Below are 19,563 nucleotides of genomic sequence, written 5' to 3'. Positions count from 1 at the left end.
CTCATGCGGCTGCCGCGCAAACAACGGGCAGGCCGCGCCAATTGAACAGGGATATTCATGAAGACCACTCCTCTGGTGCTGGCGTTGATCGCCGGTGCCTCCTCGCCCGCGCTTGCCCAAAATGGCGCCAATATCCTGCCCCCGGTCGATGTGGAGGGCGCCGCCATCGGGGATGCCGCCCGATCCTCCGCCATAACTGGCCAGACCCTGCGCCATCTGGCCCCGGCAAGCAGCGATGTGGGGGCGATCCTGACCCGCCTGCCCGGCCTTGCGGGCAATACGGGCGGCGGCTTTTCCACCATGCCCGTGATCCGGGGGCTAAGCGAACAGCGCCTGATCGTTCTGGTCGACGGACACCCCATCGACAGCGCCTGCCCCAACGACATGAACCCACCGCTCAGCTATACCGACCCCCAGACGGCGGGCGCGATCGACGTCATCACCGGCGTCTCTCCGGTCAGCGCGGGCGGGGATGCGATCGGGGGCGTCATCTCGGTCAAGAGCGCCGCGCCCCGTTTCTCAACCGATAGCCGCCTGCTGATCACCGGCGAGGGGCAGACCTATTATCGCAGCAATGACGGCGGCTTCGGCTCGGGCCTGACGCTGACCGTGGCGGGCAAGCAGATTTCGGCCACCTACAGCGGCAGCTATGCCAAGGCGCAGAACTATCACGCCGGGGGCGATCTGGGCGTTGTCCATGCCACGCAATATGCCAAGACCGATCACAAGCTGGCGCTGGCCTATCAGGGCGCCATTGGGCTGATCGAGCTGGCGGGCGGCTACCACCACTCTGCCTATGAAGGTTTCCCCAATCAGTTCATGGACATGACCGGGAACAACTCATGGTTCCTCAACACCCACTATCTGGGCAGCTTCGACTGGGGCACGGTAGACCTGAAGGCGGATTACCGCGCCACCGATCATCAGATGAACTTCCTGACCGACAAGGGCGGCACGGCCGATGGCGGCATGCCGATGAACACGCGGGTGCGCTCGGGCGGCTATACGCTGGCGGTGGATCTACCCTTGGCGCCGGGCACGACGCTGCGCATGGGCAGCGAATATCGCCACCAGCGCCTCAATGACTGGTGGCCCCCGGTGGCGGGCAGCATGATGATGGGGCCCAACACCTATCTCAACGTCAATAACGGGCGGCGCGAACGCATCGCCGCCTATGTCGAGGCGCAAAAGCGCTGGGGCGAGGCATTTTCCCTGACCGCCGGGGGCCGCTATGACCGGGTCAATATGAACACCGGTCCGGTGGCGCCCTATTCCACGGGCATGATGAACATGGCCGATGCCATGGCTGCCGCCGCCTTCAACGCGGCTGATCATCAGCGCCATTTCAACAACTGGAGCGCCTCGCTGATCGCCCATTACACGCCGGTACAGGGCCTCGCATTAGACCTTGGCTATGCCCACAAGACCCGCGCGCCCAACATCTATGAACTCTACACATGGGGCCAGGGGGCGATGTCGAGCCAGATGATCGGCTGGTATGGTGACGGCAACGGCTATTTCGGCAATCTTGCCCTGAGGCCCGAGCGGGCCGACACGATCAGCGGATCGGCCACCGTTTCGGGCGGCGGCAAACAGGGCTGGTTCGTCAAGGTGGCGCCCTATTACACCCATGTGAACGATTATATCGACGCGCGCCGGATCAAGGTCTTGAGCAATATGATGGGGATGCCCGGCCCCTTTGCGCAATTGCAATTCGCTAACACAGAGGCCGAGTTCTACGGGATCGACCTGTCGGGCGCGGCCACACTGTGGCAGGGCGGCCGCTATGGTCAGACCCGCCTGTCGGGCACGCTGTCATGGGTGCATGGCCAGAACCTGAGCGCCCAGACGCCGCTCTATCATCAGATGCCGCTCAACATTCTGGCCAGTGTCGAACACCGGATCGGCGGCCTGAGCGCGGCCGTCGAGGTCAACTGGGTGGACCGCAAGACGCGCATTGATCCGGCCCGCAACGAGCCGGTGACGCGGGCCTATGCGCTGGTTCATCTGCGCAGCGCCTATGAATGGCGCCAATGGCGGCTGAGCGTGGATGTCGAGAACCTCTTCGACAGGGCCTATGACCTGCCGCTGGGCGGGATGGCGCTGGGCGATTACAGCGCGAGCGGTGGAGCGGTGCTGCGCCCTGTGGCCGGTCGCGGGCGGTCGGTCAATGTCGGCCTCTCACGGCGGTTCTGAAGGCATGGTGATGGGGGCGCCCCGTCGCTATGGCGTCGCCGGGCGCCCCTTGCGCGAAAGGCTGGCCGGGGCTGGCGCTGCGGCGCTGGTCCATGGCTTGGCGCTGGGGGCCGCGCTGGCCTTCAGCGGCGACCCCAGCCCGCCTCAGCAGCAGGATCGGGCCGCCATCACCGCCATCACCTTCGCCGCGCCCGCGCCCGCGCCCGCGCCCCGGCCATCGGGGCGCGGGTCCGCAGCAAGGCCTACTGCCGCCATACACCAGTCGCAGGACCCGATACCGACTGAGGTTTCGACAGGGATCTCTATCGCGGCTCCTCCGGCGCTGTCGCCCACCGTCGCGGCCATTGCCGCATCCGTTTCTCCTGCCCCGCCGGCGGCTTTCCCCGCCGCCCCGCCGGTCAAAGCGGATCTCTCCGCGCAAAGGAGCGCCTATCTGCATCGTCTCTGGCTGCGGATCATGGTCTGCCGCCCGGCCGGTCTGGGGCTGACCGGGACGGTGAGGCTGGCCTTCAGGCTGGATGAGACGGGCGCGCCCACCCACGCGCAAGTGGTCGGCCCCAGCGGGATGGCGATGCTCGACCGCGCCGCGTTGCAGGCCTTGCGCCGGGCCGCACCTTTTCCGGCGCCGCCCGAGGATATGCGCCCCGGCATTGAGGATTTCGAGGTGGAGATCCGGTTTGGCTGATTGCTCCCGAGTGCTTAAGGGCTTGACCTTGGGCCGCTGGGCCACAACCATGGCGCGATGAAGTGGTTTCCATCCCATCCGTTGCTGCGCGCGGCGGTGACCTTGCGCCAATGGCTGCGAGGCAGCGAACTTGCCTTCATCCTGCTGGCCGTGGCGGTGGGGGCGATGGCGGGGCTGACCACGGCGGCGCAGAGCTGGCTGGCGCATGGGATGCAGGGCCTGATCTATGGCGTCGCGGCCAACCGGCTGAGCGCGCTGGGAGCCATTCACCATCCGTGGAAGCTGCTGGCCCTGCCACTGGGCGGGCTGGCGCTGGTCGCGCTGGCGCGGCTGCTGGCGCGCCGCCCCGGCCCCACCAGCGCCAGGCCGCCCATTGACGTTGTGGAGGCCAATGCCCTGCATGGCGGGCGGATCCCCGCGCTCGACAATCTGATCATCGGGGTGCAGACGATTCTGTCCAACGGCTGCGGCGCCTCGGTGGGGCTGGAGGCGACCTATGCCCAGATGGGCGGCGGCATGGCCTCGTTGCTGGGGCAATGGTTGCGGCTGCGGCGGGCCGATCTGCGCAATCTGGTGGGCGCGGGCGCGGGCGCGGCGGTCGGGGCAGCCTTTGGCGCGCCGCTGACGGGAGCCTTCTATGCCTTTGAGATCGTGATCGGGGCCTATAGCACGGGGGCCGTTGCCCCGGTGATCGCGGCGGCGCTGGCGGCGGCGCTGGTGCTGCGCGGGATGCATAACGAGCCCTATCTGATCGCCACGACCGTCTCGCGCGCGATCACCATCGTCGATTATGGCGCCTATGCTGTGCTGGGGGCCTTGTGCGCGCTGATGGGGATCGGCGTGATGCGTCTGGTCACGCTGGCCGAGCGGGGGTTTCAGGCATGGCCCGTACTGGCGCGTTGGCGGCCGGTGGCGGGCGGAGTGCTGCTGGCGGGGCTGGCGCTGCTTTCGCCCCAGACGCTCTCGTCGGGCCATGGCGCGCTGCATCTCGATCTGCTGCTTGCGCCGCCGGTCTCGCTGCTGCTGTTCGTGATGGCGCTCAAGATCGCCGCCTCGGTGATTTCGCTGGCCAGCGGGTTTCGCGGCGGGCTGTTCTTTGCCTCGCTTTTCCTCGGCTCGCTGCTGGGTCAGGTGTTTGGGCAAGTGTTCAATCTCAACCCGTGGGGGCTGGTGCTCTCGCCCATTGATGCCGCGCTGGTGGGCATGGCGGGGCTGAGCGTGTCCATCGTGGGCGGACCGATGACGCTGGCGCTGCTGATGCTGGAAACGACGCATGACTTTGCGCTGATGGGCGTGGTGCTGACCGCCGCGCTGGTTTCGGCCAGCATCACGCGCGAGGTTTTCGGCTATTCCTTCTCGACATGGCGGCTGCATGTGCGCGGCACCGACATACGCAGCCCGCGCGACATCGGCTGGATGCTGACGCTGACTGCCGGGCGGATGATGCGGCGCGACTGGACCAGCGTGCGGGGCGACATGCCCATCGCGCAATTTCGCGACACCGTGCCGCTGGGCGCCACCAGCAAGGCAATCGTGACCGATGCCGACGGCCATTATTGCGGCATCGTGGCCACCGCCGCGGCCCATGCGCCCCATGCCGACCCGCTGGCGCCGGTCGGTTCACTGGCGATGCTGGCCGACGCCACGCTGATGCCCGCGATGGGGATCAAGGCGGTGCTGGCCAGTTTCGACAGCGCGATGGCCGACGAACTGGCCGTGGTGGATGCGCAGGGGCAGGTCGTCGGCGTGGTCAGCGAGCGCCACGCGCGGCGGCGCTATCTGGAAGAAATCGAGGCGGCCCAGAGGCAGATGTTCGGCGAAACCTCACGCTGATCCGATGGATCAGACCTTGCCCGCATAGCGGTCGGTCGCGCGGATCAACTGATCCAGAATGCCGGGCTCCGAATAGGCATGGCCCGCTCCCTCGATCAGATGGAAATCCGCCTCGGGCCAAGCCTTGTGCAGCGCCCAAGCGTAATGCGCCGGGCAAGGCATGTCATAGCGGCCATGGACGATGGTGCCGGGAATGTGGCGCAACCTGTCGGCATCGCGCAGCAATTGCCCCGGCTCCAGCCAGCAGTCATGCACGAAATAATGCGTTTCCAGCCGTGCGAAGGCCAGCGCGAAATGGCCATCGTCATGCTGGGCCGACATGGCCGGATCGGGCAGCAAGGTGATCGTCTCGCCTTCATATAGGCTCCACGCCCGCGCCGCCTCGATCTGCTCCTCGCGCGTGCCGGTGGTCAGGCGGCGATGATAGGAGCGCAGGACATTGCCGCGCTCTTCCTCGGAAAGAGGGGCGATAAGGCGTTCGTATTTGTCGGGAAACATTTGCGACACGCCAAACTGATAGAACCAGTCCAGTTCCGGACGCGAACACATGTAGATGCCGCGCAGGATCAATTCGCTCACCCGCTGCGGATGCGTCTCGGCATAGGCCAGCGCCAGCGTCGAGCCCCATGATCCGCCGAACACCAGCCATTGCTCGGCCCCGACCAGTGCCCGCAAGCGCTCGATATCGGCCACCAGATGCCATGTCGTATTCGCCTCCAGCCCGGCATGGGGCGTCGAGCGCCCGCAGCCGCGTTGGTCGAACAGGATCACGTCATACAGCGCCGGATCGAACAATTGCCGATGCGCTGGCCCAACGCCTCCGCCCGGCCCGCCATGCAGGAACACCGCCGGTTTGGCCCCCGGCGTGCCGCAGCGCTCGTAATAGATGGCATGGCCCTCGCCGGTGTCGAGCATACCGGAGGCATAGGGTTCGATCGGGGGATAAAGTGTCCGCAACATCAGGCCATTGTGCGGGATGACGGGTGGAATGGAAAGGGGTGAATGGCCCCTCGCCCGCCCCCCAAAAAACTTGCGCCTTTCTCAGTCCTCCTCGACCGGCCGGGCAAGATAAAGCACATGTTCGCGCACATCGGCCGGCCATGCCGCCATCGCCAAGGTCAACGCGGCCATGTCATCGGCAAACAAAGCGCGGCTCACCGTTTCGAAATCGGGGAAATTGCCTGCCAGCGCCGCCATGAAGCGATAGGTCCGCTCATGGGCCAGGCGCGTTGCGGTGCGGCCTTTGTCCTCCTTACGCGCCTGATCGACCAGACGCCGCAGCGCCTGCGAGGCCCCACCGGGCTGTTGGGCCAGCCAGTCCCAGTGGCGCGGCAGGAGCGTGACCTCCCGCGCGATCACGCCCAGTTTGGGGCGGCCGCGTTTGCGCGTTTCCGGTTGCGCCCCCTGATAAGCGGCCAGTCGGGAGATAATCTGTGCCGTGGTCCCGCGCAGGTCGATGTCGATCTGCGCCCCGGTGGCATCGTCAAAGATCAGGACCGTGTCCGGAGCATCATCCATCCGCGCATTCGCGGCCAGCGCGACATCCGCCAGATCACCTGCGGCCAGCTTTTGAGCACCGACAAAGGCGGTGCAGGGCGTCGAGAGAGGATTTTCATTCATTTTGCCCAGGTGAATTATTTCCTCTTGCGAGTCAATATATCCGGGTAATATATGGAAGGCGGATAAATGAAAGGCAGGGTGATGACGCAGCAAAGCAGGCGCGAGGCCGTGGCGGCCTATAAGGAACGCAAGGTCGAGGCGGGCATCTACGCCCTGCGCTGCCTCGCTTCCGGCCAGTTGTGGATCGGCAAGGCCGCCGACCTCTCCACCATCCGGAACCGCCTGTGGTTCACCCTGCGGCTGGGCGGCAATCCCCATCGCAGCCTGCAGGAGGCATGGACGCTTCACGGCGCGGACGCCTTCACCTTCGAGGTGGTGGAATGCGTGAAGGAGGAGGATCTGCGCTTTGGCCGCGAACGCGCGCTCAAAAAACGCCTCGATCACTGGCTGGCGGAATGGGGCGGCACAGGGATTTGAGCGGCGGGCGTCAGCCCCCGGCGGCCCGCGCCTTGCGCTTGCCCGCGCCCTTCGCGATGTCGCTGGCGAAATAGATGTCGCGCGCCTCGTTGATGAAGCCGATCATCAGATCGTGGACGCGCAGGCCGTCGCGCCGCTCAAAGGCATGGAGCAGTTCCAGCGTCAATTCGACCACCAGACGCTGCGCCTCCGGGTCGATCACCGTGCGGCGGCGAACGATCAGCACCTGATCGACAAAGCGCTGGATCGAGGCGGCCATCCGCTTGTTGGGCACCAGATCCAGCCAGACCTGACGAAACTGGTTGTTGGCATCCATCAGCCCTTCGGTGTCGCCGGCAACCTGCGCGGCGGCGGCCAGTTCATAGGCCCTGCGCATGGCGGCCAAATGCTCGGCCTCCAGCAATGGACAGGCCGATGCGGCCGCTCTGGGCTCGAGTTGCAGGCGGACCTCGAAAATCTCGGCCACATCCTGATCGGACAATTGCGGCAAGGCAAAGCCGCGCGTCGTGCCCACCAGATAACCTTCGTGAACCAGCAGCAGCAAAGCCTGACGGGCGGGCATGCGCGAGACGCCGAATTCGGCCGCGATGGCCGTGTCGACGATCCTTTCGCCATCCTTGATCTGGCCGCGCTGGATGCGTTTCAGGACTGCCTGATAGATGTCCGGGCTGCCGGATGAAGCGTTCACAGGAACAATTTTGTCAGACGTGCTCATGTGCTTCACCCTCAAAACTGAATTCGGATTGCACCTCTGACCCGCGCTGTCCAGCCCATTTTCAAAGCCGTCATGCGCCCGTCTCCAGCGCGCCCGCATACCACAGGGCCGCGCCATCGCGGCCAGCCTCCTGGCGCAGGCGAACCGGCGCGCCATCGGCCAGCCCCGCATCGACAAAGGCGATGATGCGCAAACCGCATGCCAGATGCACCGTGCCGATCCGCAGCGGCAGATCACCGGCAAAATCCGGTTCCAGACTGCGATGGACGATGGCGCTGACGATCAGCCGCCCCTCGCCCGTTTCCTCTACCGTCGCCAAGGCATCGGCCAGACAGACGCGGCACAGATCGCGCGGAGGATATTGCCGCGCCCCGCATTGGGCGCAAACCTGCAGGGTGATGCTCATACCCGCCCCTCCAGCACCGCCGCCGCCGTGGCCAGACAGCGATCATACGTCACCATGCCATAACCGCTGGCCAGCGCCAGACGCGCGCCCGGCACCCGGCGCCCCAGCGTTTGACCGGTTATCTGCCGCAGCGCCTCGACCACCGGCAGAAAGCCGCCCGCCGCCCCGGCCTGACCGCAGGAAAGCTGACCGCCCGACGTGTTGACTGGCAAGGCGCCCTCGAGAGTTAGCGAGTTATGCCGCAAAAACTGGGCCGCCTCACCCTTGGGGCAAAAGCCCAGATCTTCGAGCTGCATCGCCACGATGACCGGATAATCATCATAGACCTCCAGACAATCCATCGCCTCCGGGCCGACACCGGCCTGCGCATAAAGACTGTCACGGTCCATCGCCCAGCCCGCCCGCACCGCCACCGGCTCGTCGAAATAGGCGTTGTGCCGCTCGATGCTGCCCCGGATCACGGCATGGGGCAGGCCCAGCGCGCGCGCCCTTTCCTCGCTCATCACCAGAAAAGCCTCGGCCCCCGCGCAGGGCATCACGCAATCGAACAGATGCAGCGGCTCGACAATGGCGGGCGCGGCGAGATATTGCTCAAGGCTCAAAGGCTTGCCCCCCAGCAAGGCATTGGGATTGCCCTCGGCATTGGCCCGCTGCGCCATAGCGATGGCCCCGAAATCGGCGCGGGTCGCGCCAAAACGCGCCATGTAATTCGCGGTGATCAGCGCGAACATGCCATTAGGCCCCGGCGCGCCATAGGGTCGCACGGCGGTATCGGAAAACCGGCTGAAATTGCGGACAAGCTCGGCAAAGCTGGCCGGATTGGCGGTATCGGCGCCGATACAGGCGACGATCGAGGCATCGCCCGCCTGAACCGCCCGCGCCGCGCGGCGCAGCGCCATCACCCCGCTGGCCCCGCCCGTGGGCAGCCATTCGATCCAGCGCGGGGCCATATCGAAATGTTCGGTCATGGCGATGGTCGTATCCGGCCCCATGGTGAAGGAAGACAGCGCCAGTCCGTCCACCTCCTGCTTGGCGATGCCCGCCGCCGCAATCACATCATGCAGCGCCCGCCCGACCCACCAATGGGCGGGCTTGTCGCTGTGGCGGGCATAGCGCACCGTGGTGGGCGCCACGACGGCCACTCCATCGAAGGGCTGCACCGCCATCAGCCCGCCGCCGCCCGGACAGCACGCGCCACCTTATAGCCTGCTGCCTCACGGTCCCAGGTGTCGGGCGTGATGCCCATTTCGCGCAGGCGGAACTTCTGGACCTTGCCATTTTCCGTGGTCGGCAGCGCATCGGCAAAGCGCAGATAGCGCGGCACCGAAAAATAGGTCATGCGCGGCTGACAGAAATCGAGAACCGCCTCGGGCAAGAGCGCCGCTCCGTCGCGCAGGATCAGCGAGGCCATCACCTCATCCTCGCCATGTTCGCTGGGCACCGGATAGACCGCCGCGATGGTGATGTCGGGATGGGACAGCAGGACCTGTTCGACCTCGAAGGCGGAAATATTCTCGCCGCGACGGCGGATCGCGTCCTTGATCCGGTCCATGAAATAGAAGCGCCCCTCCGCATCGCGCCACACACGGTCGCCGGTATGCAGCCACAGATTGCGCCAAGAGGCCGCCGTTTGCGCGGGCATCTCATGATAACCGGCGGCAAAGGCATGGGGGTGTTTGGCGCGCAGCAGCAATTCGCCCGGCGTGCCATCAGGCAGCGGGTTGTCATCCTCATCGGCCACGATGGCCTCATAGCCGGGGCGCACCTTGCCCATGCAACCGGGCAGAGGATCGCCCCCGCCGATGACGAAATTGCTCTCCGTCGCGCCATAGCCGTCGATCAGCGTCATGCCATAGCGCTGGGCAAAGGCGGCATGAAACTGCGCCGGAACGCCGGGGGCCAGGGCGCGACGCACCGGATGCGCGGCATCATCGGGCTGATCCGGGGTGGCCAGCAGGATCGACACCATCGCGCCCAGCAGATAGGTCACCGTGGCGCCATGCCGGGTCAGGGCGGCGCTGAAACCGCTGGCCGAAAAGCGGTCCATCACCACCAATTGCGAGCCCGACAGCAGCGCCTGAAAGAAGGTCCCCAGCGCGTTGACATGAAACAGCGGCAGCGTGGTGAGCAGCACATCCGCGGCCTCTATCTCCAGCACGTCGATGCTGTTTAGGCCCCACCAGAAGAACTGCGCCTGAGGGCAGCAGACGCCTTTGGACGGGCCGGTCGTGCCCGAGGTATAGATGATCATCGCGGTATCGGCCGGGCCGGTGGGTGCGGGCTCACGCGGCGCGCCCGGCTGGGGCACGGGGCGCAGCGCCCATTCCCCGGCGGTCTCCGGCAAGGCATCTTCGCCCCGCGTGGGCAACACCCAGATCGCGTCGAGCGCCAGATCGCTGCGCGGAACATAGGCCATGGCCTGCGCCACATCAGCCTCCGCCACGAGCAGGCGCGCGCCGCTGTTGGCGAGGATATGCTGCAATTGCGCCCCGCGCGCGGCGCGGTTGATCGGCACCGCAATCGCGCCCAGCCAGATTGTGCCCAGCAGCATATCGAAAAATTCCAGCCGGTTGCCGCAAAGCAGAGCCACCCGGTCGCCCGCTTCGATCCCCGCCTGCGCCAGCCTTGCCGCGCTGCGTCCGGCGCGGTCGGCAAGGTCGCGCGCGCAAAACACCGCCCCGTCGATCAGCAGCAGCGGCGTATCGCCTGCCGTCTCGCAGCGGCGTTGGAGCATGGAAACAATGGTACGCTCATCCGGCGCAAAAGCATCGATCAATCGCGACGCCCGTGGAGAGAATTGCGCGGAAAATTCTGGCATAGACATTGGGACTTCCTGAAAAATCGGGAGAGACGGACCGCCATCGCGGCCCTTTCAAAGAATGGTGAGAATGTTGCCCAGCGGACCCTCGGCGCCGGGCAGATCGCCCCGCTTGTGGCGGATCGGCAGGCGCCCGCCGTCGAGAGACAGAATATGCGTCACGCGGGCATGAAAGGTCGTCCGGGCCGAGGATGTCCTTTGCCCCACCATCAGACAGGAGCGGACGATGTGGGTGGCGTCATAGTCTCCAGAGCCGGCAAAGATCCACGCGCGGCCAAAACGCGCCGCATTTCCAGCTCGAAGGCATCCGGATCGACATAGACCGATCTGTGAACACGCATAGACTGTATTCTATTTTCCAGATCCACTGGCGACACCATCTTTTCTATCCGACATCGAGTCGCGCCTTGCGGTGCTCTGCCGGAGCCGCTCGGGCGTTTTCCCAATTTAGTCGAATTTATGATTATATATCTTTAATAATCATGTGTTTTTTGGAATTTCCAATGCGGATTTTACCGACATATCCATCTTGAGCACCCCTTTGAAAGAGCTTCATTCGCCTTTCTGATATTTCAAGCTTGATAGATCGCGCGGTTTGATGCAAGCTCAAACTGCATTCAGTTTTATCCCTACATATTTCCGGCGGACCCATGCGGTGAGGCGGCGCGCAATCTCTGGTATGCACCTTTGTGCAAACCATCCGCATGGCGCCTGCACCGCCCCTTCCCCGACCAGACCCGCACCCCCCGCGAGGTGCCAAGGAGGATGTTCGTGACGATGCCTTTTCCGCCCGATCCCCGCCTGCGTTCTGGCCACCCATGGTATTACCACCCGCGTTTGATCATCTGGATCTGCTGGTTCGGCCTCTTTTCCGAAGGCTATGACATGGGCGTCCTAGGCGCGGTCCTGCCCGGCCTGCTGCATGACCGGGCGTGGAATCTGGGACCCACCTCGGCCAGCCTTTTGGCCAGCGCGGCGATGGTGGGCATGTTCTTTGGCGGATATGGCTTTGGCGTATTGAGCGACCGGTTTGGCCGCAAAGCGTGCTTCGTCGCCTGTCTCGCGCTTTTTTCAATCACCAGCGCGGCGGCGGCGGCGGCGCCAACGCCGCTGTTCTTTGCCGCCATGCGCTTTCTGGCCGGGATCGGCATTGGCGGGATCGTTCCAGTCGCCGCCGCCTTTGCCTGCGAATTCGCGCCAAAGGGCAAGGTCAATCGCGAATTCGCCATCATGTATTCCGGCTATTCGCTGGGGATCTTTGCCGCCGCGCTGGCTTCCTTCCTGCTGCTTGAGGGTGCGGGTTGGCGCCCGATCGTGGCGCTGGGGGCCGCGCCGCTCGTCCTGTTGCCCGCGATCATTTGGTTTTTGCCGGAATCGGCGGCCTATCTGATGGGCAAGGGGCAGTATGAGAGGGCAGGCGTCATCGCGCGCCGCTATGGCCTCGATCCTGCCGATTTGGCCTCACCTTCAGCCGATGGCGCGGTCAAACCCGGCATGCGGGCGCTGTTTGCCGATGGTCATGCCCGCGCGACACTCGGCTTTTGGCTGACCACCTTTACCGGCATGATCCTCGTCTATGGGCTGAACACATGGTTGCCCCAGATCATGCGGGCTTCGGGCTATGATCTTGGCCCCAGCATCATGTTTCTGGGCGTCTTTGCGCTGGCATCGTCGGTCGGCGGCGTCATGCTGGGCCGGTTGGCCGACCGCCATGGCCGGCCGCCCATCATCGTGGTCGCCTTTTGCGGCGGGGCAGTGTCGATCCTGCTGCTCTCGCACAAATGGCCACTGGCGATGACCTATGGCATCGTGGCGCTGGCCGGGGTCGGCACGGTGTCGGCCGCCGTGATGGTGACCAGCTATCTCTCGCAATATTTCCGCCCGGCCCTGCGCGCCACGGCCGTAGGCAGTTGCCTCAGCTTCTCGCGCATGGGGTCGATCTGCGGCCCGTTGCTGGGCGGGATGATCGCGACCTATCAACTGGATATGGCGTGGAATTTCATCGGATTTGCCGCCGTTGCCGCCCTATCGGCATTGGCCATAGCACTGGTGCCCAAGCCGGAGGAGACATCCGGCGCGGTGGCCGCCTGCAGCGCATAAATGACAAAGGCGCCGCCCGGTGGGAGCGGCGCCTTTCGCGACCTCAGACCAGCCCTGTCACGCCAGAGCCGCGCGAACATAATCCTTCATCCGGCGCAGTTCCGTCACCGAATCCGCCCCGGCATATTCATATTCCAGCATCGCGGGAATAGCCCAGCCATGGCGCGCGATCATCCGCACCACATCGCGGATCGGCGTATCGCCCTCGCCAAAAACGGTGTTGGGGCCTTCATGCGTTTTGCGGTCCTTGAGATGGATGCTGACGATCTTTTCGTGATGTTTTTCCAGGAAAGCGGGCGCATCAAAACCGGCCGCGACAAAATGGCCGATGTCGAAATTGATCCGATAAAAGGGCGACATAGTCAGCCCCTTCTCGAAACTTTCGGGCGTGGCGAACTGATTGGGATCATGCAGGTTGGAATGGCCGTGCAGACCCAGAATGACGCGATGGCGCGCCGCGAAAGGCACGGTACGTTCGGCCATTTTCAGCGTGGTCGAGGCCGTCATGATCTGCGTTCCCAAGGCGCGTGTCATGGCGAAACCACGCTCGACCTCGGCATCGGTGCAATCTTCCGTCAGGCCGAAGTTGAATGCCTGCACCGTAATGCCCGCCGCGCGCAAACGCGCACCGATCGCCGCGAAATGCGACATGGGCGTCTTGAGCCGCCACTCGCGCACCTGTTCGCGCACCTGCTCGGCCGAGGCGGGCTTGGGCCCTTCGGGCGGGCGGCCATAGAGCGAGGCCTCGGTCGGCTTACCCGCCACGGTGGCCCATGGCGCATCGCGCGAGAAGGCGGGAGGCTGAATCGTCGGCTCGAACAATTCCACGCTGGACAGGCCCACCGCGCGGCAGCCCGCAATCATCTTGTCCACCATATCGCCCGGAGTCTGCAGCATGTCCCGAAAGCTGTAGGTCTGCACGCCCAGTTGCAGGCGCGCGGCCGAACGGCGCGGCGCCGCAAAGGCCGGAGCACCCATGCCCAGCACAGCGGCGCCAAAACCGAATTCACGTCGCGACATCTTCATGCACAAACTCCCAAACAGGCTTTTCCTTAGGGGCAAACTGTATCCCGTTTTGCCGGAATGGTGCAAGTCGGATTTCATCGGCCTGCCAAACCATTTTTCTCGGAAAGCCTATCGAAAAACATTCGGGAATTGAACGTAAATTGCAATTTTATAGGCTTTTTATGAAATGGGCCGCGCGGCATATAACCGACACCCTCGCCCTGTGCGCAACCTTCATTGACTTGGCTGTGAGCTAAATGGCGTATAAGTGAATTCACTTTAGCCTTGAAATTTCTAAGCCTGAAAAATATGAAAGCCCCATTGCCGAGACGAATCGGTCGTCGTGACCATCGCCGGCAAAGCCATCCCAGGGAGGGACAGCCCCACATGAAAAAGACTTGGCTTGCTGCAATCTCGTCCAGCCTGACCCTCGCGGTCTGCCTTCAGGCAGCACCCGTGCAGGCGCAAACCAACCCCGGTGCGCAGGCGGAAACCAAATCCGCCGGCCTTGGCGAAATCGTCGTCACCGCCGAAAAACGCAAAAGCACCGAGCAGAAAACCGCCATCGCCATGTCGGTGCTGACGTCCGAGGCGCTTTCACGCAACGGCGTGGGCAATGTTGCGGACCTGACCGCCGTGGCGCCCAGCGTCAGCTTTGCGCAGGCAGGCCCCGCCACGATCATCAGCGTGCGCGGCGTTTCCAGCCGCGACACTTCCGAAATCGGGGACCCGGCCGTCTCGATCAGCATCGACGGTTTCAACCTGCAGCGCGCATTGGGCCTCAACGCCTCGATGTTCGATCTGGAGCGCGTCGAAGTGCTGCGCGGGCCGCAGGGCACGCTGCTGGGCCGCAATGCCACGGGCGGCGCGATCAACATCGTCACGGCCAAGCCCAAACCGGGCGATCTGTCGGCCTATCTGGGCGTCGAGGCCGGCAATTACCGGATGCATAATGTGAAGGGCATGATCAACGTGCCCGTCAATGACTGGATCACGCTGCGCGCCGCCTTTCAACTTCGCGACCACGACGGCTATCGCAACAATGCGCCTTCGGCCAATGCCGATGATGAACACAGCCGTTCGGCCCGCCTCCATCTGCTGATGAAGCCGACCGATCGCTTCTCGCTGCTGCTGACGGGGGAATATTCGGACTTTGACGGCGTGGGCACGGCGACGCAGGCCATTCCATGGGTGCTCTATACCGCCGCCAATGTGCCTGCCGGTTATGCGGTGGGCGATGTCGATCTGGGCGTGCCGCCGCGCGGCAATGCCAAGGATTTCCCGATGCCCGCCGGGTCCTATCTGCGCACCAAGGCATGGAATTACCGCGCGCAGGCCGATTATGACTTCACTTTTGCCACGCTGACCTATCAGGGCGGTTATCGCCGTTTCAAGATCGACCGGCGCACCACGCTAGGCGGCGCCTATGGCACCAATCGCCAGAATTTCACCTTTGGCCAGCGCGAAAACCTGCCCTCTTGGAACCACGAATTGCGCCTGTCCTCGAACAGCAAGGGGCCGTTGAAATGGCAGTTCGGCGGGTTCTACTTCAAGGAAAGCAACAATCTGACCACCCAGTTTCAGGATTTTCCGGGGCAGGATTCGATTTCGGGCACGCCTTTCCTGATACAGAACTATGTCTATCCCGATATCGTGGCGCAGGCCAAGGCGCTGTTCGGCCAGGCTTCCTATGAACTCATCCCCGGCCTGACGGTGGAAGCGGGCGCGCGCTATTCCAAGGATGACAAGCACCGGATCGGCTATAACACCGTCACCAATGTCACCACCTATCTCAACACCAAATGCTATCTCACCAATTCCTGCGTGATGGTGACGACGCCCCAGAACTCCACGGCGTCCAGCAGCAAGACCACCTGGCACGCCGCGCTCAACTATCAGGCCACCCCGCGCAACCTGCTCTATGCCAAGTTCGACACCGGCTATAAGGCGGGCGGCTTCACCGATCTGGCGGCCTATAATCCGGAAAGCATCACCGCCTATGAAATCGGGTCAAAGAACCGCTTTCTGGACAACCGACTTCAACTCAACCTGTCGGCCTATCTCTACAACTACACCGATCAGCAAGTGTCGCAGACCGTCACCAATTCAAACGGCGCGGTGGCCACGCTGGTGCTGAACGCGGGCGCCTCGCGCTATAAGGGCGTTGAACTCGACGCCCTGTTCGATCCCACGCCCGATGATCATTTCAACGCCTATGTCGCCTATCTGGACGCGCGTTTCACCAATTTCGCCGCTGCGGTCAGCGGCCAGCTCGCCCGCGCGGCGGCGGCCGAGGGCAAGCTGGTGGGTGCCAACTGGCAGCTTGACGGCAAGCGCCCCCCGCAGGCCCCGGTATGGACGGTCAATTTCGGCTATGAGCATGATTTTCATATCTTTGGCGGGCGCCTGACTCCGCGTTTCCAGACCCATTTTGAGTCGGAATCCTACTTTACCTTCTACAATTTCGCCTCCGACCGTCAGGACGCCTATCATCGCAGCGACATCATCGTGACCTACAGGCACGAACCCGCCAACTGGACGCTTTCGGCCTTCGTGCGCAATCTGGAGGACACTGTTGTGCTCTCCTCGGCCTCGGCCCCGACCAGCGCGACCTATCAGACCTATCGTGAGCAATATCAGGCCCCGCGCACCTATGGGGCGAGCTTTACCTACAACTGGTAATGTAAACGATATCAGATAGCGTGGATCACCAAGCTGAGCCATGGGATGGGTCCCTCCCCCGTTCCATGGCTCTTTTGCCATTCGCCGGTTCTTGGCATCGCCCGGCATTTGCAGTAACCATCCCCCCGGCGGCCGATCCGGTCGCCGAACTGATCGCGCCGGTGCCCGCCAAACGGGCTTAATCGGGAATGCGGTGCGGGGGGCTGGCCTCTCCAAATCCGCGGCTGTCCCTGCAACTGTAAACGGATAGCGCGATGCACATGCGCCCTTGCCAAGGGCCAGCCACTGGGCCGGACGCTAAATCCTGCGAGGTCTGGGAAGGCGTGCATCAAGCTGTGACCCGCAAGCCAGGAGACCTGCCGGCGTCTGGTCGCTCTTGCCATGGTCCAGGGGATGGCCGCGGCACGGTGTACTCCGTCTGAGCGACGCATGGGCGGCCGGGGCCGCAACGGATACGTGCGCGGGTCGCTCTTGGCGTCCGGCCCTGCGCGTGTGCCGCCCGTTTGCGCGGGTTTGCCCCGGCCCTGTCGCAAGGCGCCGGAGGATGTGCATACCGTGTTTTCCTATACCAAACCATCGCTGCGCCGCCGGATCGGCGCGCTGCTTGTCGCGCTGGCCATTGCCAATATCGCCATCTGGGGCTGGGCCTTTGGCCTGTTTCATCATCAACCGCTGATGCTGGGAACAGCCCTGCTGGCGTGGGGGCTGGGCCTGCGCCATGCGGTCGATGCCGATCATATCGCGGCCATCGACAATGTGACGCGCAAGCTGATGCAGGATGGCCAGCGCCCGATCACGGCGGGCTTCTGGTTCGCGCTAGGCCATTCCGGGATCATCGCCATCGCCTCTGTCGGCATCGCCCTGACAGCCAGCGCTCTGGCCCGCTTCGGTGCGTTCAAGGAGATCGGCGGGGTGATCGCCACGGTGATCTCGGCGCTGTTCCTTTTCACCATCGCGGGCATGAACCTTGCCATCCTGCGCTCGGTCTGGCGCAGCTTTGTTCATGTCCGCGCGGGCGGTGCTTATACGGAAAGCGACCTCGACCTGCTGGCCGGATCGCGCGGGCCGCTTTCGCGCCTGTTCGCACCCATGTTCCGGCTGGTCGGCAAGAGCTGGCATATGGCCCCGCTCGGCTTCCTCTTCGGCCTCGGCTTTGACACGGCCACTGAGGTTGCGATTCTGGGCATGTCGGCCAATCAGGCGGCCAATGGCCTCTCCCTCGCCACGGTTCTGGTGCTGCCCGCGCTGTTTGCCGCCGGGATGGCGTTGATCGACACGGCCGATGGCGTGGTCATGCTTGGCGCCTATGAATGGGCCTTCGTAAAGCCGATCCGCAAACTCTATTACAACATCACCATCACGCTGGTGTCGGCCCTTGTCGCCATCGTCATCGGCGGGATTGAAACGCTGGCCCTGATCGGCGGCAAGCTGGGCCTGACGGGCTGGCCTTGGGCCATGGCGACACGGCTGGGCGAAAATTTCAACAGTCTGGGCTTTGGCATCATCGCCCTGTTCGTCCTGTGCTGGCTTATCAGTTTTGCCATTTATCGCTGGAAACGCTTTGACGAGATCGAGGTTTCGTAAACACGCCAATTGCTTTTCGCGCCATGTGGTTTAGAACCAAGCGCGAAAGTTCGGGGCAACCCGGTTTTCAATGATCGCGCCGGTGCCCGTAAATGGGCTTAATCGGGAATGCGGTGCGGGGGGCCTGCCCCCCAAATCCGTGGCTGTCCCTGCAACTGTGAGCGGATAGCGCGATGCACATGTCCCCCTCCATCCGGGGGCGGCCACTGGGCTTAACGGTCTGGGAAGGCGTGCATCAAGCTGTGACCCGCAAGCCAGGAGACCTGCCGGCGCACCGGTCGCTCTTGCCTTGATCCAGGGAGTGGTCACGGCACGGTAACTCCCCGTCTGAGCGGCGAACTGTGTGGCTGGGGCCGCACGGGTTGCGTGGTCACGGGCGCCTCGTCGCGCCCGCCCGTTGTCGCGCGCCGACCGGATTGTTCCGGTATGCCCCGCCCTGTCTCGCTCCGGCGCGCGGGAGAAGTACCAGTGCCTGACCTGTCCAAGGTTCCCGTCACCATCGTCACCGGCTTTCTGGGCGCGGGAAAAACCACGCTGATCAGCCATTTGATCCGCAATGCTGGCGGCCGCAGGCTGGCCGTGGTGGTCAATGAATTCGGCATGCTGGGGGTGGATGGCGACATTCTGCAATCCTGCGCCATTCCCGATTGCCCGGTGGAAAATATCGTCGAACTGGCCAATGGCTGCATCTGCTGCACGGTGGCCGATGATTTCATCCCCACGGTGGAGCGCCTGCTGGCGCTGAATCCGCGCCCCGATCACATCCTGATCGAAACCTCCGGCCTTGCCCTGCCCAAGCCCTTGCTCAAAGCCTTTGACTGGCCCGCGATCCGCAGCCGGATCACGGTCGATGGCGTGCTGGCGCTGGCCGATGCCGAAGCGGTGGCGGCGGGCCGCTTCGCCCCCGATCCCGCGGCCATCGAGGCCCAGCGCGCCGCCGATCCGGGGGTTGACCATGAAACCCCGCTTTCCGAAGTGTTCGAGGACCAGCTGGCCTGCGCCGACATGGTGCTGCTGACCAAGGTGGACCTTGCCGGGACGCAGGGCACTGCCGAAGCCCGCGCGGTAATCGCGGCGGAGACCCCGCGTCCCATCCTCGAACTGGCCGAGGGCGTCATCGACCCGCGCGTTATCCTTGGCCTTGGCGCGGCGGCCGAGGACGATATTGCCGCCCGCCCCTCGCATCACGATGGCGAGGATGACCACGAGCATGACGATTTCGACAGCACGGTCGTCACCCTGCCGGAAATCACTGACCCGTCGGATCTGGCCGCCCGCATTGGCCAGCTCGCGGACCAGTATGGGATCCTGCGCGTCAAGGGCTATGCCGCCGTGGCGGGCAAGCCGATGCGCCTGCTGGTTCAGGCCGTGGGCGGGCGCGTGCGCCACCATTACGACCGCCCATGGCGCGCGGGCGAGACCCGCCAGACCACGCTGGTCGCCATTGCAGAGCGCGGAAATATAGATGCCGCCGCCATCCAGGCCACGCTGGCGGGCTAAAC

The 19,563-nt window shown here is 64.2% G+C and carries 16 protein-coding genes and 2 riboswitches; of the genes, 8 read left to right on the top strand and 8 right to left on the bottom strand.

Annotated elements, in window-relative coordinates; all coding sequences use genetic code 11:
• Positions 1 to 57 precede the first annotated feature (57 nt).
• The 3 genes from BGP00_RS09370 to BGP00_RS09360 are packed head-to-tail and all read left to right on the top strand — an operon-like array spanning position 58 to position 4,714.
• Entirely contained in the window at positions 58 to 2,196 is a 2,139-nt protein-coding gene (locus tag BGP00_RS09370; RefSeq protein WP_292690602.1) for a TonB-dependent receptor, read from the top strand.
• Entirely contained in the window at positions 2,171 to 2,881 is a 711-nt protein-coding gene (locus tag BGP00_RS09365; protein ID WP_292690600.1) for an energy transducer TonB, read from the top strand. The genes BGP00_RS09370 and BGP00_RS09365 overlap by 26 nt, the downstream gene beginning before the upstream one ends.
• Before the next feature lie 57 nt (positions 2,882 to 2,938).
• Positions 2,939 to 4,714: a chloride channel protein gene (locus tag BGP00_RS09360; protein ID WP_292690598.1), complete on the top strand. Its 1,776-nt coding sequence runs from the start codon at positions 2,939 to 2,941 to the stop codon at positions 4,712 to 4,714.
• Positions 4,715 to 4,723: 9 nt separating this feature from the next.
• Here the strand turns inward: BGP00_RS09360 and pip are convergent, their stop codons facing one another.
• Both pip and BGP00_RS09350 read right to left on the bottom strand, forming a co-directional pair.
• Positions 4,724 to 5,674 carry a prolyl aminopeptidase gene (gene pip, locus BGP00_RS09355; protein WP_292690596.1) on the bottom strand — a complete coding sequence of 317 codons (951 nt, stop codon included), beginning with the start codon at positions 5,672 to 5,674 and terminating at the stop codon, positions 4,724 to 4,726.
• 81 nt (positions 5,675 to 5,755) lie between these two features.
• On the bottom strand, positions 5,756 to 6,334 hold the full coding sequence (locus BGP00_RS09350; protein ID WP_292690594.1) for a DUF2239 family protein: 579 nt from the start codon (positions 6,332 to 6,334) through the stop codon (positions 5,756 to 5,758).
• Positions 6,335 to 6,415: 81 nt separating this feature from the next.
• Between BGP00_RS09350 and BGP00_RS09345 the strand changes: the two genes are divergently transcribed.
• A complete protein-coding gene (locus BGP00_RS09345) occupies positions 6,416 to 6,751 on the top strand; it encodes a GIY-YIG nuclease family protein (RefSeq protein ID WP_168601858.1) in 336 nt (111 codons plus the stop codon).
• 10 nt (positions 6,752 to 6,761) lie between these two features.
• Here BGP00_RS09345 and BGP00_RS09340 read toward each other — a convergent pair whose 3' ends face one another.
• From BGP00_RS09340 to BGP00_RS09320, 5 genes are all read right to left on the bottom strand, one after another.
• Entirely contained in the window at positions 6,762 to 7,439 is a 678-nt protein-coding gene (locus tag BGP00_RS09340; protein ID WP_292921315.1) for a GntR family transcriptional regulator, read from the bottom strand.
• Positions 7,440 to 7,536: 97 nt separating this feature from the next.
• Positions 7,537 to 7,872 (bottom strand): zinc ribbon domain-containing protein, encoded by a 336-nt coding sequence (locus BGP00_RS09335; protein ID WP_292690588.1) that lies wholly within the window; start codon positions 7,870 to 7,872, stop codon positions 7,537 to 7,539.
• Complete coding sequence (locus tag BGP00_RS09330; protein WP_292690586.1) at positions 7,869 to 9,038, bottom strand: thiolase family protein; 1,170 nt, start codon at positions 9,036 to 9,038, stop codon at positions 7,869 to 7,871. Before BGP00_RS09330 ends, BGP00_RS09335 begins: the two co-directional genes overlap by 4 nt.
• Positions 9,038 to 10,690, bottom strand: coding sequence for an ATP-dependent acyl-CoA ligase (locus BGP00_RS09325; protein WP_292690811.1), 1,653 nt, complete (start codon positions 10,688 to 10,690; stop codon positions 9,038 to 9,040). Before BGP00_RS09325 ends, BGP00_RS09330 begins: the two co-directional genes overlap by 1 nt.
• A gap of 54 nt (positions 10,691 to 10,744) precedes the next feature.
• The gene (locus BGP00_RS09320) at positions 10,745 to 10,900 is read right to left on the bottom strand and encodes a hypothetical protein (RefSeq protein WP_292925743.1); all 156 of its coding nucleotides are present in this window, start codon (positions 10,898 to 10,900) and stop codon (positions 10,745 to 10,747) included.
• Positions 10,901 to 11,467: 567 nt separating this feature from the next.
• Here BGP00_RS09320 and BGP00_RS09315 point away from each other — a divergent pair.
• Positions 11,468 to 12,790: an MFS transporter gene (locus BGP00_RS09315; RefSeq protein ID WP_292690809.1), complete on the top strand. Its 1,323-nt coding sequence runs from the start codon at positions 11,468 to 11,470 to the stop codon at positions 12,788 to 12,790.
• A 57-nt stretch (positions 12,791 to 12,847) separates the two neighbouring features.
• Here the strand turns inward: BGP00_RS09315 and BGP00_RS09310 are convergent, their stop codons facing one another.
• Complete coding sequence (locus tag BGP00_RS09310; RefSeq protein ID WP_292690584.1) at positions 12,848 to 13,816, bottom strand: TIM barrel protein; 969 nt, start codon at positions 13,814 to 13,816, stop codon at positions 12,848 to 12,850.
• 366 nt (positions 13,817 to 14,182) lie between these two features.
• Here BGP00_RS09310 and BGP00_RS09305 point away from each other — a divergent pair, with 366 nt between their 5' ends.
• From BGP00_RS09305 to cobW, 3 genes are all read left to right on the top strand, one after another.
• A complete protein-coding gene (locus BGP00_RS09305; protein WP_292690582.1) occupies positions 14,183 to 16,477 on the top strand; it encodes a TonB-dependent receptor in 2,295 nt (764 codons plus the stop codon).
• Positions 16,478 to 16,619: 142 nt separating this feature from the next.
• Positions 16,620 to 16,856: riboswitch (cobalamin riboswitch) on the top strand.
• A 221-nt stretch (positions 16,857 to 17,077) separates the two neighbouring features.
• Positions 17,078 to 18,061, top strand: a complete 984-nt coding sequence (locus BGP00_RS09300) for a HoxN/HupN/NixA family nickel/cobalt transporter (RefSeq protein WP_292690807.1) — start codon at positions 17,078 to 17,080, stop codon at positions 18,059 to 18,061.
• A 63-nt stretch (positions 18,062 to 18,124) separates the two neighbouring features.
• Positions 18,125 to 18,347: riboswitch (cobalamin riboswitch) on the top strand.
• A gap of 182 nt (positions 18,348 to 18,529) precedes the next feature.
• The gene (gene cobW / locus BGP00_RS09295) at positions 18,530 to 19,561 is read left to right on the top strand and encodes a cobalamin biosynthesis protein CobW (RefSeq protein ID WP_292690580.1); all 1,032 of its coding nucleotides are present in this window, start codon (positions 18,530 to 18,532) and stop codon (positions 19,559 to 19,561) included.
• Positions 19,562 to 19,563: the final 2 nt, after the last annotated feature.

Origin of the sequence: Novosphingobium sp. 63-713 (assembly GCF_001898925.1) — a bacterium.
Lineage (GTDB): Bacteria > Pseudomonadota > Alphaproteobacteria > Sphingomonadales > Sphingomonadaceae > Novosphingobium.
Note: the sequence above shows the minus strand (reverse complement) of the source record. Positions and strands in the feature narration are given on the sequence as shown.

Bases quoted from the DNA above. Each gene is read 5' to 3' on its own strand.
- BGP00_RS09370 (WP_292690602.1), top strand. From the start codon at position 58: ATGAAGACCACTCCTCTGGTGCTGGCGTTGATCGCCGGTGCCTCCTCG.
- BGP00_RS09365 (WP_292690600.1), top strand. From the start codon at position 2,171: ATGTCGGCCTCTCACGGCGGTTCTGAAGGCATGGTGATGGGGGCGCCC.
- BGP00_RS09360 (WP_292690598.1), top strand. From the start codon at position 2,939: ATGAAGTGGTTTCCATCCCATCCGTTGCTGCGCGCGGCGGTGACCTTG.
- pip (WP_292690596.1), bottom strand. From the start codon at position 5,674: ATGTTGCGGACACTTTATCCCCCGATCGAACCCTATGCCTCCGGTATG.
- BGP00_RS09350 (WP_292690594.1), bottom strand. From the start codon at position 6,334: ATGAATGAAAATCCTCTCTCGACGCCCTGCACCGCCTTTGTCGGTGCT.
- BGP00_RS09345 (WP_168601858.1), top strand. From the start codon at position 6,416: ATGACGCAGCAAAGCAGGCGCGAGGCCGTGGCGGCCTATAAGGAACGC.
- BGP00_RS09335 (WP_292690588.1), bottom strand. From the start codon at position 7,872: ATGAGCATCACCCTGCAGGTTTGCGCCCAATGCGGGGCGCGGCAATAT.
- BGP00_RS09330 (WP_292690586.1), bottom strand. From the start codon at position 9,038: ATGGCGGTGCAGCCCTTCGATGGAGTGGCCGTCGTGGCGCCCACCACG.
- BGP00_RS09325 (WP_292690811.1), bottom strand. From the start codon at position 10,690: ATGCCAGAATTTTCCGCGCAATTCTCTCCACGGGCGTCGCGATTGATC.
- BGP00_RS09320 (WP_292925743.1), bottom strand. From the start codon at position 10,900: ATGGTGGGGCAAAGGACATCCTCGGCCCGGACGACCTTTCATGCCCGC.
- BGP00_RS09315 (WP_292690809.1), top strand. From the start codon at position 11,468: ATGCCTTTTCCGCCCGATCCCCGCCTGCGTTCTGGCCACCCATGGTAT.
- BGP00_RS09310 (WP_292690584.1), bottom strand. From the start codon at position 13,816: ATGAAGATGTCGCGACGTGAATTCGGTTTTGGCGCCGCTGTGCTGGGC.
- BGP00_RS09305 (WP_292690582.1), top strand. From the start codon at position 14,183: ATGAAAAAGACTTGGCTTGCTGCAATCTCGTCCAGCCTGACCCTCGCG.